This window comes from Chroococcidiopsis sp. CCNUC1 (assembly GCF_023546805.1).
Lineage (GTDB): Bacteria > Cyanobacteriota > Cyanobacteriia > Cyanobacteriales > Chroococcidiopsidaceae > Chroococcidiopsis > Chroococcidiopsis thermalis.
On record NZ_CP097480.1, the window covers coordinates 5,815,362 to 5,836,958 of the forward strand.

The 21,597-nt window shown below is 45.1% G+C and carries 25 protein-coding genes; 7 read left to right on the forward strand and 18 right to left on the reverse strand.

Annotation, left to right across the window (positions count from 1 at the left end; all coding sequences use genetic code 11):
* Positions 1–69: 69 nt before the first annotated feature.
* Positions 70–942, forward strand: coding sequence for a DUF429 domain-containing protein (locus M5J74_RS26935; RefSeq protein ID WP_250014292.1), 873 nt, complete (start codon positions 70–72; stop codon positions 940–942).
* Here the strand turns inward: M5J74_RS26935 and glgP are convergent.
* The 11 genes from glgP to M5J74_RS26990 all read right to left on the reverse strand — a co-directional run bounded on the left by glgP (position 844) and on the right by M5J74_RS26990 (position 9,916).
* Complete coding sequence (glgP, locus tag M5J74_RS26940) at positions 844–3,534, reverse strand: alpha-glucan family phosphorylase (RefSeq protein ID WP_250014293.1); 2,691 nt, start codon at positions 3,532–3,534, stop codon at positions 844–846. The two genes, M5J74_RS26935 and glgP, sit on opposite strands and share 99 nt — an antisense overlap.
* Positions 3,535–3,676: 142 nt before the next feature.
* Positions 3,677–4,147, reverse strand: coding sequence for an ABA4-like family protein (locus M5J74_RS26945; RefSeq protein ID WP_106167576.1), 471 nt, complete (start codon positions 4,145–4,147; stop codon positions 3,677–3,679).
* Positions 4,148–4,319: 172 nt separating this feature from the next.
* Positions 4,320–5,678 (reverse strand): serine/threonine-protein kinase, encoded by a 1,359-nt coding sequence (locus M5J74_RS26950; RefSeq protein WP_250014295.1) that lies wholly within the window; start codon positions 5,676–5,678, stop codon positions 4,320–4,322.
* 182 nt (positions 5,679–5,860) lie between these two features.
* Complete coding sequence (locus M5J74_RS26955; RefSeq protein WP_250014297.1) at positions 5,861–6,490, reverse strand: hypothetical protein; 630 nt, start codon at positions 6,488–6,490, stop codon at positions 5,861–5,863.
* A 289-nt stretch (positions 6,491–6,779) separates the two neighbouring features.
* Complete coding sequence (locus M5J74_RS26960; protein WP_051033303.1) at positions 6,780–7,166, reverse strand: hypothetical protein; 387 nt, start codon at positions 7,164–7,166, stop codon at positions 6,780–6,782.
* A 43-nt stretch (positions 7,167–7,209) separates the two neighbouring features.
* Positions 7,210–7,428, reverse strand: a complete 219-nt coding sequence (locus M5J74_RS26965) for a hypothetical protein (RefSeq protein WP_250014299.1) — start codon at positions 7,426–7,428, stop codon at positions 7,210–7,212.
* 23 nt (positions 7,429–7,451) lie between these two features.
* Complete coding sequence (locus M5J74_RS26970) at positions 7,452–7,838, reverse strand: hypothetical protein (RefSeq protein WP_127023379.1); 387 nt, start codon at positions 7,836–7,838, stop codon at positions 7,452–7,454.
* An 85-nt stretch (positions 7,839–7,923) separates the two neighbouring features.
* A complete protein-coding gene (locus tag M5J74_RS26975) occupies positions 7,924–8,271 on the reverse strand; it encodes a hypothetical protein (RefSeq protein ID WP_015156961.1) in 348 nt (115 codons plus the stop codon).
* 80 nt (positions 8,272–8,351) lie between these two features.
* Positions 8,352–8,780, reverse strand: a complete 429-nt coding sequence (locus M5J74_RS26980; RefSeq protein ID WP_015156962.1) for a hypothetical protein — start codon at positions 8,778–8,780, stop codon at positions 8,352–8,354.
* Between the two features lie 127 nt (positions 8,781–8,907).
* A complete protein-coding gene (locus tag M5J74_RS26985; RefSeq protein ID WP_015156963.1) occupies positions 8,908–9,285 on the reverse strand; it encodes a hypothetical protein in 378 nt (125 codons plus the stop codon).
* Positions 9,286–9,565: 280 nt separating this feature from the next.
* Positions 9,566–9,916 carry a hypothetical protein gene (locus M5J74_RS26990; protein ID WP_015156964.1) on the reverse strand — a complete coding sequence of 117 codons (351 nt, stop codon included), beginning with the start codon at positions 9,914–9,916 and terminating at the stop codon, positions 9,566–9,568.
* A gap of 280 nt (positions 9,917–10,196) precedes the next feature.
* Here M5J74_RS26990 and M5J74_RS26995 point away from each other — a divergent pair, with 280 nt between their 5' ends.
* Entirely contained in the window at positions 10,197–11,054 is an 858-nt protein-coding gene (locus tag M5J74_RS26995; RefSeq protein ID WP_250014307.1) for a FecR domain-containing protein, read from the forward strand.
* A 91-nt stretch (positions 11,055–11,145) separates the two neighbouring features.
* Here M5J74_RS26995 and M5J74_RS27000 read toward each other — a convergent pair whose 3' ends face one another.
* Genes M5J74_RS27000 through M5J74_RS27010 form a run of 3 tightly spaced genes read right to left on the reverse strand, consistent with a single transcriptional unit; the run spans position 11,146 to position 11,764 of the window.
* Positions 11,146–11,283, reverse strand: coding sequence for a hypothetical protein (locus M5J74_RS27000; RefSeq protein WP_158631798.1), 138 nt, complete (start codon positions 11,281–11,283; stop codon positions 11,146–11,148).
* A 24-nt stretch (positions 11,284–11,307) separates the two neighbouring features.
* Positions 11,308–11,514, reverse strand: coding sequence for a hypothetical protein (locus M5J74_RS27005; RefSeq protein ID WP_250014309.1), 207 nt, complete (start codon positions 11,512–11,514; stop codon positions 11,308–11,310).
* Positions 11,495–11,764 carry a Mo-dependent nitrogenase C-terminal domain-containing protein gene (locus M5J74_RS27010; protein WP_015156967.1) on the reverse strand — a complete coding sequence of 90 codons (270 nt, stop codon included), beginning with the start codon at positions 11,762–11,764 and terminating at the stop codon, positions 11,495–11,497. Before M5J74_RS27010 ends, M5J74_RS27005 begins: the two co-directional genes overlap by 20 nt.
* Before the next feature lie 133 nt (positions 11,765–11,897).
* Here M5J74_RS27010 and M5J74_RS27015 point away from each other — a divergent pair, with 133 nt between their 5' ends.
* Positions 11,898–13,112 carry a sigma-70 family RNA polymerase sigma factor gene (locus M5J74_RS27015; RefSeq protein ID WP_106546025.1) on the forward strand — a complete coding sequence of 405 codons (1,215 nt, stop codon included), beginning with the start codon at positions 11,898–11,900 and terminating at the stop codon, positions 13,110–13,112.
* A complete protein-coding gene (locus M5J74_RS27020; RefSeq protein ID WP_015156969.1) occupies positions 13,109–14,275 on the forward strand; it encodes a DUF1822 family protein in 1,167 nt (388 codons plus the stop codon). Before M5J74_RS27015 ends, M5J74_RS27020 begins: the two co-directional genes overlap by 4 nt.
* An 85-nt stretch (positions 14,276–14,360) precedes the next feature.
* On the opposite strand, the gene M5J74_RS27025 is transcribed toward M5J74_RS27020, so the two are convergent.
* Complete coding sequence (locus tag M5J74_RS27025) at positions 14,361–14,813, reverse strand: EVE domain-containing protein (RefSeq protein ID WP_015156970.1); 453 nt, start codon at positions 14,811–14,813, stop codon at positions 14,361–14,363.
* 309 nt (positions 14,814–15,122) lie between these two features.
* On the opposite strand from M5J74_RS27025, the gene M5J74_RS27030 reads away from it, so the two are divergent.
* The gene (locus M5J74_RS27030; protein WP_015156971.1) at positions 15,123–15,260 is read left to right on the forward strand and encodes a hypothetical protein; all 138 of its coding nucleotides are present in this window, start codon (positions 15,123–15,125) and stop codon (positions 15,258–15,260) included.
* Between the two features lie 132 nt (positions 15,261–15,392).
* Entirely contained in the window at positions 15,393–15,842 is a 450-nt protein-coding gene (locus M5J74_RS27035; RefSeq protein ID WP_015156972.1) for a hypothetical protein, read from the forward strand.
* Positions 15,843–15,855: 13 nt separating this feature from the next.
* Here M5J74_RS27035 and M5J74_RS27040 read toward each other — a convergent pair whose 3' ends face one another.
* On the reverse strand, positions 15,856–16,680 hold the full coding sequence (locus tag M5J74_RS27040; RefSeq protein WP_015156973.1) for a hypothetical protein: 825 nt from the start codon (positions 16,678–16,680) through the stop codon (positions 15,856–15,858).
* Positions 16,681–16,821: 141 nt separating this feature from the next.
* Positions 16,822–17,370: a hypothetical protein gene (locus tag M5J74_RS27045; protein WP_015156974.1), complete on the reverse strand. Its 549-nt coding sequence runs from the start codon at positions 17,368–17,370 to the stop codon at positions 16,822–16,824.
* 611 nt (positions 17,371–17,981) lie between these two features.
* Here M5J74_RS27045 and M5J74_RS27050 point away from each other — a divergent pair.
* Complete coding sequence (locus tag M5J74_RS27050) at positions 17,982–20,642, forward strand: carboxypeptidase-like regulatory domain-containing protein (protein ID WP_250014310.1); 2,661 nt, start codon at positions 17,982–17,984, stop codon at positions 20,640–20,642.
* Here the strand turns inward: M5J74_RS27050 and M5J74_RS27055 are convergent.
* Positions 20,639–21,595: a D-2-hydroxyacid dehydrogenase gene (locus tag M5J74_RS27055; protein ID WP_250014312.1), complete on the reverse strand. Its 957-nt coding sequence runs from the start codon at positions 21,593–21,595 to the stop codon at positions 20,639–20,641. The two genes, M5J74_RS27050 and M5J74_RS27055, sit on opposite strands and share 4 nt — an antisense overlap.
* Positions 21,596–21,597 lie beyond the last annotated feature (2 nt).

Below are 21,597 nucleotides of genomic sequence, written 5' to 3' on the forward strand. Positions count from 1 at the left end.
TAGTCTGACCGTGTATAGTGCCATTTACAATTTAACGAGTGAGTCTTGGTAAGGCGATCGCTTTAACGGATGAAATTTCTAGGAATAGATTTGGGTTGGAGTTCTGGTGCAAGCGGTTTGTGTTGTTTAGAACTAACAAACGGGCAGTTACAACTATTGGATTTAGATCGTAGAGAATCTATTGCCGATATCCTCGCTTGGATCGATACTTGGGTACAACTAGAGGAACCAGCCATTGTTGCTGTAGACGCGCCGACTCTAATCCCCAACGCCACAGGGATGCGTTTACCTGACAAACTCACTCACAAATATTTTGGTAAATATCATGCTGGTTGCTATCCAGCTAATCTCAGCCTACCTTTTGCTCAAAGGACAGTAGATTTTGGTCTAGCTTTAGAAGCTAGGGGATTTAACCACGCGCCAGAAATTACGCCTCAAATGCTAGGACGCTACCAAATTGAGGTGTTTCCGCATCCTGCGATCGTGCATTTATTCCAGTTAGATCGGATTCTTAAATATAAAAAAGGAAAGCTGGCGGAACGTTACTTAGAATTGCTCAAACTCCGCCGGCATATTGTTGATGTTTTGTCAACTCTAGAACCTGCTCTGGTTTTGAGCCAGGAGAGTTGCCAATCCTCGGAGATCCCCCCAACCCCCCTTAAAAAGGGGGGCAAAATTCCCTCTATAACGAGTCACAAGAGAATACAATCGGTTTTAAATAGCGATCGCCACGCATCACTGACTCTTGCTAGCCTCAAAGCCGTAGAAGACCAGTTAGATAGTCTGATCTGTGCTTATGTAGCGGCGCATTGGTGGTACTGGGGTTTAGAGCGGAACTGGGTATTAGGCGATCGCACCAGCGGGTACATTGTTGTCCCTGCTCCCTTGCCCGTCCAAGCTGCTAACCTTGACGGCGCTAGAGTCCTCCGCCCAGAGAATTAGTCGCGTCTCGTAGGGATTGGACAGATATTTGTGTTTTGGCAATACCCGTAATGACAATCCTTGTAAGCCAGAAGTGGTGTAGTTAATTTCAACCGTATAGATACTCATCCCCTGTGGATCTGTACCTTGAAACTGCATCGTAATTGGTACGCCGTTGACAATTTCCCCACTAGCATCAACGTTACCTTTATACAGTTCTACCTGCACGCTATCAGGGGACAATGTGGCAAGATCGATTCTGGCTTTGACAGCAATATTTTGATTCACTTGAATTTCTGCTGGTTCGGCAATATCGATCTCGACAACTTTAATGTAGTTCCAGTGTTCGGTTAAATCGGCTTTCCAACGAGCCAATTCTTTTGCTGGGACAAATTTATCGGCAGTTAAGGTAGAGTAGCGATCGCTAGCTGGGAAATAACCCCGTAAGGCGTACTCGCCTACCATCCGGGAAGTATTGAAAAACGGACAGTTAATCCGAATTGCATCCTTCATTTTGGCAATCCAGTGGCGGGGCAGATTGTCAGTATCGCGATCGTAGAATAGTCTGGCAACTTCCTGCTCGATTAAATCGTACAAGGCATTTGCTTCGACTTCATCTTGGAAATTGGGATCGTCGTAAATTTCTCCATGTCCGATCGCCCAACCAGTACGGACGTAATCGGCTTCATCCCACCATCCATCTAAGACACTCAAGTTGAGTAGTCCATTCATCGCTGCTTTCATTCCACTCGTACCGGAAGCCTCGCGGGGACGGCGGGGATTGTTGAGCCAAACGTCGCAGCCAGCAACTAACAACCGCGAAATATGCATATCATAATTCGGGACGAAGACAACTTGCTTCTCTAACCCATGTTCGCGAATAAAGCGGTTGATCTCGCGAATCAGTTCTTTGCCTGGAATATCTTTAGGGTGTGCCTTACCTGCAAAGACAAATTGTACTTTGCGGTCTTTATTGGTAAGAATTTTCTCGATCCGCTTAAAGTCGCGCATCCATAAAGTTGCGCGCTTGTAGGTAGCAAAGCGCCGTGCAAAGCCGATGGTTAAAGCATAGGGGTCTAGAACTTCTTGAGCTTCGGCAATTTCAGCAGGAGAAGCACCGCGATCGCGCAAATGCTTGACTAAATGCTCCCGCACGTACACGATCATGTCCAAGCGACAGCGTTCGTGGTTGCGCCACAACTCCTCATCGGGAATTGCATCCATCCGTTCCCATAACTGATTCTCGCTGGGGGCTGAAGACCAATTCGGACCCAAGTAGCGATCGTATAATTCCTGGGTTGACTTAGCAACACAACTACGGGCGTGAACCCCGTTAGTGATGGCTGTAATTGGCACTTCTTCTTCTGGAACACCGTGCCACAATCCTTGAAACATCTCGCGTGACACAACACCGTGTAACTGGGCTACCCCGTTAGCAAAAGTCGCCATTTTTAGCGCTAACACTGCCATACTAAAAGGCGCGCTCAGATCCCCAGTATTTTCGCGTCCCAACCCCAAAAACTCATCGCGTCCCAACCCGAACGCATCGGCATAATGTCCCAGGTAATACAACATTTTGTCTGCGGGGAACAAATCGATTCCTGCGGGAACCGGGGTATGGGTGGTAAATAGGTTACTTGCTGCTACGACTTGTCTGGCTTCAGTAAAACTCAAACCTTCACCCTGCATCAACACGCGGATGCGCTCTAATGCCAAGAATGCCGAGTGTCCTTCGTTCATGTGGTATGCCGTGACGTTATATCCCAACGCCTTTAGCATCCGCACGCCACCAATTCCCAACATAATTTCTTGGTGGATGCGCATATCGAGGTCGCCGCCGTAGAGTTGGTCGGTGATGTTATGGTCGTATGCGCCATTCGGTTCGATATTGGTATCGAGCATGTACAGCGGAACCATCCCCACCTGGACGCGCCAGACTCTTGCATAGACGGTTCTTCCAGGGTAGTCTACTGCAACGCGGATCTCAGAGCCGTCAGGATTGCGCTCTAAGTGCAGTGGCATATTATAAAAGTCATTGATGGGATAGCGTTCTTGTTGCCAACCATCAGCGTTGAGATATTGGGCAAAATAGCCTTGCTGATAGAGTAAGCCCACACCCACCAACGGTAAACCCAAGTCACTCGCAGATTTGAGATGATCTCCTGCTAGTACCCCTAAGCCACCGGAGTAGATGGGCAAACAATCTACTAAACCAAATTCTGCCGAAAAATAAGCGTAACACTCTTTCGCATAGCGCGTAGATTCGTGGAGCGTGTGCTGTGTGGCAAGGCTACCGTCTCCCGTCTTCTGTCCGCGTTGCTTATCATACCAGGTGCGTTCTTGCAAGTAGTCATCTAGCTGACGGGCAGCCCTATCCATTTGCGCCAAGAAGCCTTCATCCTCCTCCACTTCTTGCAACCGCGCTTGACTAATGTTACCCAACATTAATACAGGGTTATGGTGGCTCGATTCCCACAAATCGGGGTCTAAGCGCCGAAATAAATCTTTGCTTTCAACGTTCCAATCCCAATGTAAGTTGTAAGCCAGTCGCCGGAGAGGTTCGAGGCGCGACGATAGGCGAGGAGAGACATTAAACGTGCGAATTGGTTGCATATAGCAGGGTGTAATTCTTTCTTGCTTCAGTTATCAGTTATCAGTTGTCAGTTATCAGTCTAGCCAACTACCAATTACCCATTACCGATGACTCATTGCTTCAGTTATCAGTTATCAGTCTAGCCAACTACCAACTACCAATTCAGCTAGATGTAGTAACAGTCTCTACCTTACTCTCTTCGGTACGAGTAAAGAACTTTTGACCGATCGCGCTAGTGAGAATGTGGGAGAGTAAGCCTAAAGGACCTGCAAATAAACACAAGGCTAATGAGTGAATCGTCCAAACTCTGGTGCGCTGTCCTTCCCAGTAAATCCAGCGTCCGACAAATAAATCCATGACGAGGTAATGAGTCCATCCCGTCGCCATGACTTTCGGATCGGCAAAGATTTGGGCGAGATCTGCTAGTTTTAATTGGGGATTGGATAAAGCTTGGGCGTTTTCAGCAGTGAGACTATTAACGAAGAAAAAACCGTATAGCACTGCTAAGGCGACAAATGGGAGGTATGATTCCATTATCTTTCGGGTTACACCCCAGTTCGGCAGCAGAATTATTAATACCCAAAAGGGTAAAACGAAGATATTTGCACCATTGAATAGTTGTTCGATTGTCATGACTGTGCTGCAAAGTAGGGGTGAGACAATAGCACTACTACAGCATTACTACAGGGGGCGATCGCTATCTGTCAAGTTACTTATCGATCGCGCGATCGGGCTGAAAGCTCAATAGAGTGCGTTATTTAACGCACCCTACCAATATACATATACTTAAATCTAGTACAAAAATCTAGTGCAAACGACGACGAAAGGCGATCGCCTGTTGTGGATTGGGAATTTTTTCGGCTAAAGCTTCTACTAACATATGAGCCGATATACTAGGATTTTGAGTTAAAGTTTCTCGAATTAGAAAACTCGCAATTGGTCCCACAAAATTAGTTAGTTCTTGATGGCAAAGTTTCACGAATTCAGGATGCAGCGAGGAACGTTGCTCGATTGGAGGTGGAGTGACTTGTGGTGGTTGCGATGAAATACCTGTAGTCTGCGGATAAAAAGAAGCCTGTTGTTGGCTGGGAAATACAGGTTTTTGTGGCGATTGCGGTACAAATTCTGTCCCAGGTGGATTAATAACAGTAGGCTGCGATCGCCCTCCACCCATTGCTGAAAGTACCTCCATTGCCGATTGATAGCGCTCTCGCGGTCTGTCGGCAAGCATTTTATTCAGAATTTGAGTCAAGCCGTAACTGACGGGTTTATAATCTTGCCAGAGCCACTCTAAAGAATAGCGATCGAGCAATTCATGGGGTGCTTTACCAGTTAATAAAACAATTGCAGTTACTCCCAAAGCATAGAGGTCGCTACTAGGAGAACAGTGACCCATCCGAATTTGTTCGTGGGGCGCATAGCCAACTTTACCCACCATAGATTTGTAGTTAATATAGGCTTGCTCGGAGTTATTAGCAGCCATATTACCAGATGCTTCTACTCCCTGTTTCCCAACTCCAAAGTCAATTAATACAGGTAAATTTTTCTCGCCATCAAAAATAATATTATCGGGAGAAATATCGCGGTGAATGATTCCGTGTTGGTGAATATAATCTAATACAGGTAATAAATGCTGAAGCCATTGAACTATTTCTGCTTCAGAAAAGGCTTGTCCGGTTTTTAGTAGACGGTCTCGTAAAATATGAGAATAATTCTTGCCGTCAACGTATTCCTGAACTAAAAATAGTCGTTCGTTATCTTCAAAACATGCTAGAAACTTAGGAATTTGATAATGAGAAATTTGATATAATATTCTTGCTTCTCGCTCAAACAAATCGCGAGATTTTTGTAAACAATGTGTCGCAATTGAATCTGGTAAAAATTCTTTTAAAACACAAAACTTATTAAAGCAATGTTGATCGTAGGCTAGGTATGTCCGTCCAAATCCTCCTTGTCCTAAAACTCGATGTAGCAAATAACGATTAGCGATTAACATTCCCGTTGCCGTATTTGCGGTTGGAGTTTTAACTTCAGGCAAGGCAATTTCTTCAATCGGCACTTCTGAGTAGAGCTTAAGTGGCACTAACTCAGTTTGACCGTTGGTTGTGACTTTGGTATAAACGATTTTTAAAAAATTGGCGTTATTATTGTTACCGTCAGCCATAGCGATCCTTTCCTCGGACAAAGTGGAGGGGGAGGTGGGTATAAAGTTATCATCCTATCTACTCTTATTATTAGTTAGGAGCGAAGTAGAATGGTTATGCAAGACCAAATCTAAAATAGGGTAAGCGATACCTACCCTATAACTTAATTATTCACAAATAAATCAGAGGTTTTTGAAAAAGCTTAACGAATGGTAATAATGAGCGTTTGTCTTAATTTACCGTTGCCACTGACTTGCTGTGATATTTGTGTCCCAGGTCCAGAAAGTTTAATCGCCACGTTAGAGGAAACTGGTCGATACTCTCCTACAATTTCAACTTTGTTATCTCCTTTTGTTAAATAAGGCACTAAATTGAAGCTTGTTTGACTTGCTTGTAGTTTTTTCACTTCTACCCCATCTACCATGACTTTTCCGGTTAGACGAGTATTTCCGGCGATCGCAACTGATAAAATGTGAGGCGATCGCAGTGCGGTTGCATTCAAACTGATTCCAGTTGTTTGTTGCTGCGATGATTGAGTCGATGATTGACTATAAGTACTAGCAACACTATGAGAATACGAGTAGCTTCTTGAATAATTCATAGGTTTAATTGTTTGACTATTTGATGGTAAAGATAAATTATTTTGATAATAATTTAATGGCGAACTTAGTCCTAAAACAGCAATTATGAATCCGATTAACATCTTTAAGTGAGTAGGGAGAAAGTGAGTGGTAATGGGTAATTGGTAATTGGTAATTGAGTGGTGTGTGATGCGTGGTGCGTGGAAGAGATTGTAATTACATTCTTCTGACTCCTGTACGGACGGGTTCATCCGAAATCTTCGTCGGAGTTAGAGATCTTTGGTGAACCCGCCCTTACGACTCCTTCTGATAACTGATAACTGAAAAACCCCTTTGTATAAGCTAAGTGTACAAAAGGGTGAAGGGATTTGTGGAATTAACTTCAAGAAAGTTGAAATATGCTACGAATAGCGAGCGGTTATTGCAGTTATTAAGGCAGTTATTAAGATTGCGTGCGATTTAGCCATCTTATTGATGCATCAAATCAAGCATTAGGTAGGCGTTGCCCACCCTACTGATAACTGATAACTGACAACTGATTTAACGGCGTTCCAAAGCTCCTTCTGGAGTAGGTACATTCACGCGAACATCGACAGGAGTATAAATATTTGGAGTATCTATCCCCATTTCGCGCAATTTGTTGTCGCCTTCACGACCACCTAGTTTATGTTCGCTGCGGCGATTTTGTCTGACGCGATCGCCTTGACCGACTTGAGTAGACGTATGAGTACTATTGTTGTTGTAGCAATTTTCGTCAAACTCGGCGCTAGCTTCGTTGTTTTGCTCGGCTGGCTCTCTAGATACGCCCACTTGCACGTTCACATCAGTTGCAGTACATACAGCTTGGGCGGGTTTAATTGTCGTCGTACCTAAAGCCAATACAGTAGAAAGGGAAAATAAACCAAGGGACAAAAATTTAAATCTCATAAATCTCACTTTTTCTCCTAGTGTGGAATGTCGATTTGTAGTGTTATTCGCACGTTGTTGATGAAGAACTATAGGTGCGAGAAACGCCACCAGAAGAAACAGTGGTCTGCGATCGCTGGTGGCTATAATTACCCTTGTTACAATCAGTTCGAGTTCTCAGAACTTGAGAATTATCAATTGCACGAGGTTGATCGACCGCGCAAGCAGCCACAGATAAAGTGGTAACGCTGAGTAAGCCGAGTAACCAGAATTTAAACCGCACTTTTAGCTCCTATTTACCGACGGCTATCTGCAAGTGGTTGTGGAAGAAGTTTGAGTGCGGCTGACTCCACCACCAGAAGAAGTGGTTGTGGAAGAACTTTGGTGACTGTATGTACTACCGCCTCTACAACTGGTTTGCGTCCGCCGGACTTGGGGACTGACACTCCACGGGCTGCGTCTGGTACGGGTATTGTAGATCCGCCGCCAGCGGTTGCTACTTCTCACGGCTGGACGATTGCGTTGAATTGTAACTTGAGAGTTGCCGTTGGTCACGCGGATGTCGTCACCTCGAACGACCGTTGACCCCCCGTTGCTTGACCGAATTTCTACGTTGCCTGCTTTCGCCATTTCCATTGGTAACACCAGAAAAATAGAGGCAACCAAGACTGAAATCGATTTTTTGTTCATCATGAGCAGATACCTGCACTATTAGCTAATTGTTAATGGTTAATGGTTGATGGCGATTAACCATTAACCATTAACAATGAACGATTGTTTAACGACGATTAAATACATCGCGGCGAATTCGAGCATCTTGAGTGTTTTGGTTGACAGAAGTGTTACCGCTACCAAATTGATCGGTCAATTGATCGGAGGTTTGATTGATAACATCTCTCGAACGCTCTGCACCACCACGCCGTCCAAATCTTCTTTCAGATTTATCAATTTCAGCGTTTTGAGTGCTTTGGTTAACAGAAGTGTTGTTATTTCCTTCTTGGATTGTGGTTTGGACTGAATCCTGGTTAATCTCGTCTGCTTTAGCAGGCAGAGCCAGCAATCCAAAACCAGCAGCAGCAATAATTCCGACTAGACCAGCTTTAACAGTAGATTTGATGGTTGTCATAGTTTTTTCCTTCTTTTTGCACTTAGTTGTTAGTTGTTGGGCTGTAGAGACGTTACATGTAACATCTCTACAGCAAATTCTTATCTTCGTCGAATGAATTGGTCGATCTTGTGCTGGATGCGGTTATCGGTTCCGTTCGTCACAGCATCGCTTTGAGCGTTTTGTCTGGTGGTACTGTTCGTGCTGTCACCACGTCGATCTTGGTCGCTGTATTGGTCGATTTGTTGATCTATGCGGTTGTTTTCACCGCTTGCAGAGCCACTGACACGGGAATTTTGAGTTGATGTATGATTTCCCGAACCGTCACTGTGAATGATATTCGTTTGCCGAGTGCTTTGGTTGACGCTGCCACCATCGCTCGCTGTTGCACTGTTAGAAGAACTGCTACGACTGGTGACATCGGCACGCGCGGGAAGGGAATTCAATCCAATTCCAGTAGCAGCAACAAGACCGAGCAAACAAGTTGAGAAAATTCTCTTCACTTCTGGATGTGAAGTGGTGTTTAGCATGTGCGTGACTTCCTTCGACTAAGATCGGTTTCAGATTAGTTCTATAGTTGAGGGTCGTCAAATCCGATCGCATTACAGCTGTGTGTGAGGAGCATGACCCAACCTATTGCAGGATGGGAATTAGGATTTAGCGATCGCGAACCTCAAAGCGGTCGCGGCGAATCCGTCCATCTTGAGTGTTTTGGTTGACAGAAGTATTACCATCACCATATTGATCGGTGAGTTGGTCGTTGCCTTGGTTGATGGAGTTGCGATCGGGACGACCTTCTCTACGATCTGGACGACCAAATCTTGTTTCAGTTTCCTCAATTTCGCCCGTTTGGGTATTTTGGTTGACAGAGGTGTTGCTGTAGCCGTCCTGTCCGGTGGTTTGCGTGTTACCTTGGTTAATTTCGTCAGCTTTGACGGGCAGAGCAATTAGACCAAAGCCAGCGGCAGCGATTAATCCAACTAAACCTGTTTTGAGTCCGGCGTTAAGATTGGTTCTGAGATTGTTGTTTGTCATTTTTATTACTTCACTTGCACTTGGTTGTTGTCCTCAGAAGGACGATAGCCTTCATGTCGGAGGTTTTTAGAGATTTGTTCCACAGACGAGCAAGTGTTTTTGGTTACTTGCTGCATCACTATTACAGTTAATCAGAAAAGTTGTGCCTCATTTCGGAAAGAAAGCAAAATTTTTTTGAGACTAGAAAGAAAAAGAAAAGGCGATCGCAGTGTAGGCTTACATTTGACGCGATCGCGCTAGAGCATTGAGAAATTTCTGAAGCTACTAGCGATCGCAGGTACTAGCGAGGATAAACAGTAACGCCGCGATCGACAGAAGTGTTTTTCTTGTCATTGCGATTGGTTTGTTGGTGATTGCCTCGATTATGCTTGTCTTGACGAGAAGACTCGGAGGAATCGTGCAAATAGTCGTAGTCACCGGAGCGATCGAGTTTCGTTTTTATCCCCTTTTTATCAATTTCGGCAGTTTGAGAGGATTGTTGGACCGAAGTGTTGCTATTACCATCCTGTCCGGTAATTTGCGTGTTAATTTGAATAATCTTATCGGCTTGGGCAGGCATACAAAACCATCCGAAACTTGCAGCTAAAATTAAACCGCTGCAACCAGTTTTGAGGATGCGATCGATTTTCATAGTAATTTCTTCCTTTGCACTTAGCTGTCAGTCAGTTATCAGTTATCAGTAAGAGCGTGAAGAAAGGGTGTGGGGTGTGCGAGAAGAGGCAAGAGGCAAGAGGCAAGAGGCGAGTGGGAAATTTTGAATGCGCGAATTTTGAATTGCTTCCTCAGCCTCCTCAGCCTCCTCAGCTCCCTCAGCTCTCTTTTTCCCTGCTCCCTTCCAAAAAGACTTTGACCGAGTTGTATAAGTTCCTGAGACAGTAAATTACAGTCAAGTTAAGGAGAAGATAATTTTGATGAAATGGTGGCAACGTTTGCTCGCGCCAGGATTTATCGCAGGTAATCTGGTAGCCATGTTCGGCAGTCTAGCGATCGCGCAGTCAGATTTGTTGACTCAAGCAGAAATTTATAAATTAGTCAATCGAGTTCAATTATGGCTGAAAAACCAACCGCCGCGATCGGCGCAAGTTGCAGACATGGTTCAGCCTCTAGATGCAGTCAAAACCGATCCCCTCGCTAGAGCAGATTTAGTTTTTAATGAAGGTTCGCTGGTGCGGTTAGGGGGAAATGCTATTTTTCGCTTTGTACCTGGTAGCCGTAGTTTTCAGTTGCGTAACGGTACTGCCTTGTTTATTTTTCCACCTGGAGATGAGAGCGGTACTGTTGTGACACCAGAAGCTGTAGTCACAGCGCCGGGAACAGCCGTATGGGTGCAGCATAACTCAGATAAACACATGACATCAATTGGAGTTTTGACCGAAAACCCCCAAGTTCCCGTGACTGTTGCCACTTCTGGGGGTGAAGGCGTAGTGGTTTTAGATGCGGGACAGCGCACGGCTGTGAAACAAGGAGAATTGACAGCTGTAAAAGATATGAGCTTGAGGCGATTTTACAAAGCCTGCAATCTAGCGGCTGACTTAGGCACGGCGGAGGAAACACCGAGCGATAGCCTCCCGCCACAAGCACAAAATACGATTCTGACAGTCCGAAATCAGGCGATCGCCGCTTTAGAAGATCAATTCCGCGAAGAAACAGAACCCCCACCTGGTTTCGAGCAGATCGTACCGTGTACCGTTAAAGAAGAACCGAAAGGTATTTCAACAGATCCTCAAAATGTTTTTCAGGGTTTTCCATCTGTGCCGAGTAGGAGATGATGGGTCAGATCGCTGTTACATCCCACAATGACATCGCCTTATCCCAAATAGCACAGGTGAAAGAGTCAATCTGTCCGCGATCGCGCTGCGGTTATACAGAGTATCTAACTTCTAAAACGTCAGTACGGGTTAATAGCTCGTCCTGCGCCAACACCGAATGCATCCACAATAGTCCTGGGACAGTGCTAGCAATTATCTTTCGCATCCATAACCCAATCTGTGTCGTCATTTATCATTTCTCATTCGTCATTCGTCATTTGTCATTCGTCATTTGTGGATGATAATTATTCTCCCTTGTCTCCCTTGTCTCCCTTGTCTCCCTTGTCCCCCTTGTCCTCCTTGTCTCCCTTGTCTCCCTTGTCCTCCTTGTCTCCCTTGTCCTCCTTGTCCTCCTTGTTCTCCTTGTCCTCCTTGTCTCTCCGACTCCCGACTCCCGCCGTTTAACAATAAACCGTAACATCTTCACCGCACTCGTCTGCTAGGAAGCACAGGCACTTGAAGCGGAGGTAAACGATCTGTTCGTAAAAAGGATTTAACTTACATAGAGGTGGAATGTGAACCAGCTTGCGTCCAAAGAAGCTAATTGTCCGTTCAAAAGGACACCGTGCGGGAATTAATTGACAAAACAGATGAGCGAATTTGGGATTGTGAATTTCTAGGCTTTCTAACCATTGGCAGATATTACTTTTGAGTGCGATTGGTGCGAACATAGGGATCTCTCCTTTTGTAATACTGAAATTAGGTGGAACTGGTGGGTTTTATTTATATAGGTGGTTAATTACCTTCATTTATTTGATAGGTTTACCTCTGCTGTGTTATGCAACTAACGTGAGCGATTGATTCATGCGTCCCCGTCAAGGCATTATCGAAATCTTTTCGACCTTTCTGCAATTTGACGCAGACCGCTTCCGTGCTTGGGTCAGCGACCCGCACTTGCGGCGGAGTATGCAAGCTAGGCTGGCACAATCTCCGCAAATGGAGGCGGCGGAAAACTATTGGGTTCTTTATTGGTATAAGTTGTGGCAAACTCAGCCTGATAGTCTAGCTAAGGCACACCTTACCGCTTACTTGCAGGAAGTGTGCTACTGGACGGCACATAAAACGAGTGCCAGCTTTGCTTCATCCCAATACACCTTGTCTGATTGCTTTCAAATGGCGATCGCCCGTTTTGATAAGGTCTTAAAAGGCTTTAACCCCCAATTGGGTTACGGGTTTAAAAACTATGCCAGTGCGATTTTTAGCAGCGTCCTGAAAGATTTGCTGCGCCAACAGCAGGAAGTCGATATTTCGACAAATTGGTCGCTGCTGCGTCGCTTAAGTCAAAAAAGACTGGTAGAGTCTTTACAAAATGCCGGACTTGGTGTAGAAGTTATTAACCGTTACGTCCTTGCTTGGAATTGCTTTAAAACGCTTTACGTTCCGACTCAGCCCACGGGAACCCGCCAACTGCCCAAACCGGAATCTGAGACTTGGGAGGCGATCGCTAAACTTTACAATCAAGAACGCATTACCCAACTCCAGCCATCAGGGACAGAATGTAACGCTCAGACGCTAGAAAAATGGCTTGTTGCCTGTGCCAAAGCCGCACGCTCTTACCTCTATCCCTCACTCGTATCGATCGACGCTCCCAAACCAGGACAAGAATCAGGAGCATTTCTGGACGATTTAGGTAGCTTCGAGCAAGATAATTACCTGAACGAAATGATCGCTGTTGAAGAACAGAAAAAACAGCAATCGCGACAAACTCAGATGCAGGCAGTTTTAGCAGAAGCGATCGCCAAACTGGACTCGCAAGCGCAGACAATTATGCAAATGTACTACGGACAGGGACTGACGCAACAGGAAATTGCCAAGGCGATCGATACCAAACAATATACAGTTTCTCGCCGCCTCACCAGAGCCAGAGAAAGCATGTTACTGGCTTTGGCAAAATGGAGTCAAGAGACATTGCATATTACTCTGACATCAGAGGTACTCAATAATATCAACACAGTTTTAGAGGAATGGTTGCAGGTACATTACCGCCGTCCCTCCTCGCTCATGGAGTCTACCTCATGACCTTCGATCCTAGCTCGCTAACTTTAACCGATCCGACACAGGTGTGGCTGGAAGTGTCGGATTTAGTGCGATCGCAGGCATGGCAGCGCAGCCAAGCTTGTTCTCATCCCAGCAGTCGTTGGAACGCCTATCTCAATCAAGTTTGCCTCCAGACTATATTACCCTGGTTGCGGGAAGAACATGCTGGAAAAGCTCTGGCTGTACCGAGTTTCACCGCTTTACCTAGTATCTGGGAATTTGTGAATGGGACGGGCGTAGCTTGGGACAGGCTGCGGATCGTCTTAATTCCAACAGAGACAATTGATTTAAGCGAACTGCGCGTGCCTCAAGAATGGGTAGACATTCCTGACTGGGTTGCTGATTATTACTTTGGCGTACAAGTAGACCCCGATTGCGCATCTATTAGAGTTTGGGGTTATGCTACCCACGAACAACTCAAACAAAATGGTAGCTACGATTCCCAAGACCGCAGCTATTGCCTAGATGAAGCCCATGTAATTCAGAACATGAGCGTATTGTGGGTAAGCAGACAACTCGGTATTACCGAAACGACACGCCGGACAGTTGCAACTTTACCTGTCATTCCCTTAGCACAGGTAGAAAATTTAATTCCCCGCCTGGGAAGCTCAGAAGTTGTGAGTCCGCGCTTGGCAGTACCGTTTCAATTATGGGGCGCGTTAATCTCGCATGGCGGTTGGCGACAAAAACTTTACCATCACCGTTTGGGACATCCCGAACAGTGGTCGGTTTTAGAATGGCTGCAAACAGGAGTATCGGACGCAGCAAGACAGATGGGATGGGGACAAAGCACCTGGCAACCAGCGATCGTGGCGGCTGCAAGAGGGACGACACAATTTTTTCCAGAAGTTTTGCTGACTCGCCACATGATTATTGCCCAGCAGCAGTATGAATTAAGAGTGATGCCTCGTACAGGGGGAGTCTGGCGATTTGAGTTACGTCATGCTATGGGCGATTCCATTCCTGCCGGATTTACACTACGTTTATTAACTGAAGACTTACAAGCATTTGAAGGCAACGAAGACACAGCTAGCAAACCTGTAGAATGTCTATTTGTCGAAGTCTCTCTTGCTCCAGGCGAAGGTTTAGTTTGGGAAATCGAACCCACCCCAATCAATTACGATCGCGAGATTTTGCGATTTTGAGAAATCAGTTATCAGTGGCTGGTGGCTGGTGGCTGGTGGCTAGCTACTTGCAAATGACAAATGACGAATGACAAATGACAAATACTTACTGAGCCAATGCTAGTATTCTTTGGGCGATCGCCTCGGTAACGGGCATTACTGATAATCGATTACCTTGTTTGACTACGCCTAGTTCTTCTGGGCTAAATTTTTGTTTCAACGTAGGTAAGGAAATAAATCGAGGAAAAACCTTGACAAATTCCACTTTAACTGTGTACCAGCGCGGAGAATGAGAGTCCGATTTTGGGTCATAGTAGGGGCTACTAGAGTCAAACTGCGTCGGATCGATAACTTCAGGTGTGACAACTCGCATCAAACCCACAATTCCTGGGGGTGTGGCATTAGAGTGGTAGAAAAAAGCTAAATCTCCTACTTGCATTTGACGCAAATAGTTGCGGGCTTGATAGTTGCGTACCCCATCCCAAATTGTGGTGCGATCGCGATCGAGGTCTGAAATGCTGTAAGTCTGTGGTTCTGATTTCATCAACCAATAATTCATAAATCGTTAGTGATTAGTGACTGGTGGCTAGTAACTAGAAAGGAGTCCAGCCACTAGCCACTAGCTACTGATAACACTCAAGGAGCGTCAATTTCACGAGTAGTAGAACTGTCTCCTAGCCACTAGCCACTAGCCACTAGCTACTGATAACACTCAAGGAGCGTCAATTTCACGAGTAGTAGAACTGTCTCCTAGCCACTAGCCACTAGCCACTAGCCACTGATAACCGCTCGTTTCCAAAATTCATGAATTTACGTAAAATAATATGAAGTATTGATAAAAATAGTAGCATTGGAGATTAACTCGCTCATGGCTGAAGCATCAGATCGGCAACGGCAGATTATGGAACATTTATCTCGCAGTACGGGAGATTTTATTAAACCGTCACTCAACTCCGAAGACCGCAAGAAGCGAATTATGGAGCATATTCGTTTAACCAAAGGTTAAGGCGATCGCAAAGTGTAAGGTGATTTCGGCTCGATATCCTTGACACTCATAACTGGAAAATGCCATATTCCCGGTTGACACTCTCGCGATCGCTGGAGTGAAGTCAATCAATATTCACATATTCTGAGCCGAATGCTACACCGATTAACATTATTTATCACTGGAGCGATCTTGGTAGGCTTTGGTAATTATGCCGCGATCGCTCAAGAAGCACCTCAAGTAGCATTCAGCAATGTTAACCCTGGCATTGTAGAGCCGATGTTGGGGAATATGAAAATATTGCAGTCAACTGCACCAGCGACCCTGAGCGTTAACGTACCATCAGAGCTAGCGGCTCAGATTAGTATTTTATCTCCGAATTTGGTAGAAGGAGCGTCAGACGATCCAGAGGGGACGACGCGGGTAGGTTTTCTGAACTTTGGAGCGAATAGCCTAAGCAGCGATAGTCAAAATAATACTGCCAACTTACCCACAGGTAACACGGATTTAGAAGTGCGGATGCGGGTAGAGCGTCCTGTTGCCTTTACCCCAGGAAATTATAATTATCGCCTGAATCTCAGCGTCACTGTCACGCCACCTTAATGACTAACCTTAATTACTGCGGTACGGTGAAGCTAACGCTAAAGGGAGTGTGGTTTGTCTTGCCCTCACCCCATTTCAACTCGCCAGAGAGTTGATACTCTCCTGGTGCTAACTTAGTTTGCTGGGGAGTTTGAGGAGAAATTAATAGATAGCGTTCTCCTTGGGCGATCGCAGTCGTATCGTTAATTTTACCTGTAGAAATCTCTTGCTTGCCTTGTTTCAACGTCCAATTTCCCGCAACAACGGCAGAAGCTTTGCCTGTATTTTGCACGAGTAATTGCACTTGGTTCGATTTTGGGTTAAACCTGGCACTATTAGCAACGAGATTTGGTAACACATCTCCTTTACGGACGTAGACCGTGACACCAATGCGCGGCACAACAGAAGTAATGAACGTGACTTGATTTGCCTGGTTAGTTTGCGTAACTTTAGTCGCCTGAAGGTTTTCTGTAAAAATCATGGTGCGATATTCACCATCTGGTAAGTTAGGTGGAAACCTTACAATGAAACGAATTTTCCGCTTACCAGAGCTAGGAACGACTAACTCTGTAGGAGAGAATTGCAAATAGGGACTCAGATCGTTAGGGCTAGATTTCAAAGCCTGAAACCCTTGTTCTTTGTCGTAAGTAAAGGGAGCAGTGTAAACGCGGGCGCGAAAAGCTTCCGGCGCTTGATTGTAAACAGTCATCGTACCTTGTGCTTGACCCCGTTTAGCTTCTGTCTCCACGACCATAGGAGTAATAGCAATATCTGCGCGGGCAACACTGCCCCACAATAAAAAGCTAGATAGCAAACAACTACCTAGTAACGAACAGCGACCGATGGCAGCAACATTCATCAATGGTTTTATCACAATAACAATAACTATTACCGTTGTTAGTTACGCACGCGCAACTCCATTTAGCAACGAAACTTGGTTTGAAAAAAACCAAGTTCGTCACTTTTCAATTGCTTTTAATTAAGCAAATCAGTCATAGCATTAGTTAGGGGTTGCAGTCAAAGTAACCATATATTGGTAAGTGCCGCTAGGAACGTCAGAAGTAAAGCTTCTCGTACCGGCAACCATACCGACTTGGAGTGGAACATCAACACCAGAAGGAATTGTTATGGGAGTCGTAGACTTGTTCCAAGCACCACTATCAAAAGTACTACCACCGGAATAGGCAGTAGTATAGTTTGCCCCATCGTAAACAATAGATTGTAACTTCTGTGGATTAAAACTAGCAGGGACGCTAACTGCTACTGGAACAGAAGTACTCAGTTGAGCGGGAGAATTGCAATTAATCATTGTTTGACCAGCAGGGAGACCAGGTGTTAAACCAGGAATACCTCCACTAGATTCAACCCAGCCATATTTGGGCATAACCTGACCGAGAGTACCGCCGACAGTCCCAGAAAATACACAGCTTCCTGCAACAGTGCCGTTAAATGGAACATCTTGGGTTGTTGGTGCTGCATTTGCCACGGGGATGAAAGATGCAGTACTCAACACAGCAAGACTACTAGCTAAAGCTAAACGCCAATTCATAAGCTACTCCTTTCAAATTAAATCTTGGTGAATTTTTCAACTAGGACACAGCAAAGTACTGCTTAGAAATAAACTTGCATTAGTCTATGCATTCTAAGTCCAGATAGCTTTTCCTAATAAAAAACTACTTGATGGCTCTAAAAAATCACTTCAGTTAAATTAATCAACCAGAGATTTTTTAACTCATGCCATTCAATTTTAGGTTCAACTATTGCTGTGACTGATTACTAAAATAAGCAAGTATTTCTCAAAACTCTCTGAGAGAAATTACGTAAGTTTAGCCGCAAAAAACGACAAAAATAGCTATTTACTTTAATAATTTATTTATTTTCGATTATTTGACCGATATTTGCGCATCGAGCGAGAAATATCGTGAATTCTACGGATGTGACGTTAATAATTGTCGAGCTATATTAATCCGCTGTTCGCTCAAAATAACTTTATTTGCATTACCAAAATCGGCTGGTAATGTGTTACTGCTTTTGTACAGCAAATATCTGTATAAGATTTTTTGTAAAATCAAAATTTTACAAAATTTGTTACTTGTTAGCCGATCGCCTGTTGATAAGTTAATTCAATTTAACTAACCTGGACGGATTGATTTTCAATATATGAAAACAAAATATCTGCTGACTTTATCGCTCCTCACGGCTGTGCTGGGAACATTTGAGACAGCGATCGCGCAAGTAATATCAAATGAGAATGCTAGACAAATTTCGCCAGATTTCTTAAATTCTGAACTCATGCATTCTGCTGCACCAGCAAGTGCTAAAACTTCAGATAACTCATCAACGCCTAAGACTGAGTTTAGCGTTTTTCCTGTAGGAATAAATATAGGCGATCGCAATGTTAAATCTGGCGCATTAGTCCGAGGACAAGAAGACGGCAGACAAGCACTTAACTTTGCTAATTGGCGACTGTCTTACGATGATATAATTCAAGTCTTAAAATTTAACGTTACCACTTTAGCAGACGGTCAAATAGAAGTCCGTTCCGCAGGAATTGTGACTCGCCTCAATCCTAAAAAACTGCGTACCGATCCCGAACTAGGCTTGGTATTTTCGATTCAAGATTTACAAACATTATTTGGAGTAAAAGCAAAGTTCGACCTGAATGAATATGCAATTATTTTAGAAGTGCCTTGGCTGACTCAGCCTGCAACAAATACATTTGAAGAAACCGAAACGCCTGTTGTCTTAAATGGCTTACAACGCCTCTACCCTGGCAAATTAAATATTGCTGGTATGGAACAAAGGGTCAATGCTACGGGAACGGGAGACACCACACCCACTTACACGGGAGACACACTTGCTGTTGGTAGTGCTTTCGGTGGTTCTTGGTTTGTCCGTACCACTCAATCCCAATTGCAAGACTTCTCCACTTGGAAACTTGCCGAAGCTCAATTTCTGCGTCAAACCGATTTTACCGACTATTTTGTAGGCTCTCAACCGACATTTTGGCAAAGTCAAGAAACGAGAAATTATTGGGGTTTAACCTTAGTTCAAAGACAAGGCTTTTCTCCACCTCAGAGTCTATCTGCTGGGAGTTCCGATCCGCGCCAACGCTTGCAAGCTGCTGTCGTGGGACGCACGATCGCCGGTAAAGCCGAACCAGGAACCTTAGTTAGGTTAGTCCGAGGATTTGGCAGTCGGGCGATCGCAGAAGTTTTAGTCGATTCCTCTGGAATCTATCGCTTTGAAAATATTAAATCCGATCGCGCTTATGACAGCAACTATCGTGTTTTCCTCTATCCCCAAGGACGGCTGACTGCACCACCAGAAATTCGGGAAGCGAGTTTTTCTACTGTACCAGGACAAATTCCCGCAGGTGCTTCGGCTTTCGTCGTGTCTGGCGGTTGGCAAAGCGATACGGACACGCAAATTCCTTCCATGCGAGAGTTGCGCGGCGGAGTTGCTGGACGCTGGGGTTTATCGCCAACGCTAACTGTAGGTTTAGGTGGGGTCTACGACGACTCTTTACAAGGCTTGGCAGAGATCTTCTGGCGACCTGAGAACTTTCCTTTACAAGTAGCAGTCTCGGCGCTGGCGGGTTCTAAATTGGAGGCGATCGCCGATATTCAATTCACTCCCTCGCCTAATTTCAGTGCGTTGCTATCGAGTGACAGATATTCCAGTCGTTTGAATCTCAATTGGCAGTTGTCGCGCAGCTTCAGCTTATATGCCTCAGCTAACAGTCGCGATGCCACATCTGGAGGAGTGCAATTTAGCTTTAGCAGGAAAAATGTCTTCACCTTTGCCCGTGCTGGCTTGGATACCAAAAACCGCCTACGTTGGTACTTACTCCAAGGTTTGGGCAGATTGGAACTGAACTTACAAGGTAACGAAGTAGGTACGAATTCGGCACTGACGTACAACTTATCTCAAGACAATGGCAACACCGGACACTCATTGCTATTAAATTATGAAACGCGCAGTCAAGGTAGAAGCGATCGCTTACTGACTCTTGGCTGGCAATATCGATCGCCACAACGGGCAAGTGATGGAAACTATTTATGGGAAGCCCAACTAGGTTACGGGATGAATTCTGGAGGTAGCGGTCTATTTGCCTCGCTGGGAACCACCGTCCTACCAGGCGTGATGTTGCGCGGACGCTACCAAGGAGTATCTCTCACCTCTGATGAGTCGAGTTTCAGTGTAGAGTTAGTTTCTAGCTTAGGCTTGCAGGCGGGTATTAGCCCAGGCGACAGGCATACCAGCGAGTTCCGTACCCAAGGCGGTTTATTAATTCAACCGTTTTTTGACCGCAACAACAACTCAAAACGCGATCCAAGTGAAGAGATTTACACCGAAAACTGCGATCTGTTACTGATACTAAATAATCAACCACTAACCGCTTGGCGACCGAAAATTCAACACAATCGCATCCTCTTGCGCCTACCACCCAATACCTACCGCTTAGATTTCGATCCGGCGGGATTCCCTCCCGATTGGCAAGCACACCTACAAGCTTTGGCTGTGGTTGTCAGTGCTGGCAGTTACACCCCCGTTTTCGTGCCTCTAGTTCCTGCCTTTAGCCGCACTGGAGTTGTTATCGATATGCAAAACAAACCGATTGCTGGTGCAACGGTAGAAGCTATAGGAAAATCTGGTCAGCGCAAATTTTCCGTGACGAACAGCGCCGGAGTTTACTATCTAGAAGGATTGTCTCAGGGAGAGTATACACTGACAGTAAATGGTCGCTCCCATTTACGGTTGAAATTAGATACATCTACCAAACCGTTTCAAGAACTTAATTTGAAAACCAAGGCTTAATATCCAGCCGCTCGATCTACAATGTTGCGCAAAGGTTTCCCAGCTTGATAAAGTGCCAAATTTTCTAGAAATAACTCTATTACCCGTTGTTGCATCTGTTGAGATATGCCGCTACAGTGAGGAGTTATAAAGACATTGGGTAGCGATCGCAATTGACTGTCTGCTGGTAGTGGTTCTACAGTAAAAGCATCTAAAGCCGCGCCTGCAATCCAGCCTTTTTGGAGAGCGTGAATGAGAGCATTCTCATCGATAATTCCGCCACGGGCAATATTAATTAAATAAGCACTTGCCTGCATGGATTTTAGGACATTGGCATCGATTAGGTGTTTCGTTTGAGGTGTTAAAGGCGTAGCCAAGACGAGATAATCTACCTCTGGTAAAAGTGTACGCCATTCCTCAGCCCCAACGACTAAATCGAAACCGGGCAGCGATCGCGGATGCAAGCAACTCCCCCAGACGCGCATTCCAAAAGCTTGAGCGCGGGTGGCGATCGCTTGACCAATACCTCCTGCACCGATAATTAAGATAGTTGCGCCCATCAATTCTTGGATTCCCAAAGCTTCTACTTCTGGATATGACAGCCAACGATCTTGCTGTTGGGCTTTAAATGTAGATAAGCATTTGGCGCGATCGAGCATATATGCTAAGACAAATTCAGCAATGGGAATTGCATGAACTCCAGCACTATTTGTCATTATCAGATCGCGAGAGACTAAGGTTGGGATTAATAAATGGTCAATGCCTGCACTTTCAGTATGCAGCCAACGTAGATTGGGTAATTGTGATAATACTCGCTCGAAAAACGTATTATAAGACCATTCATGAAAATACACCTCAGCATCGCTTGGATCTCCATCTAGATTCCCTTGAAGATCGAGCCTGACAATGCGATCGTCGTTCGATAAATGAGGCTCGATCTGTGCTGCTAAATTACTTGGTAAAACAATTTTCATAA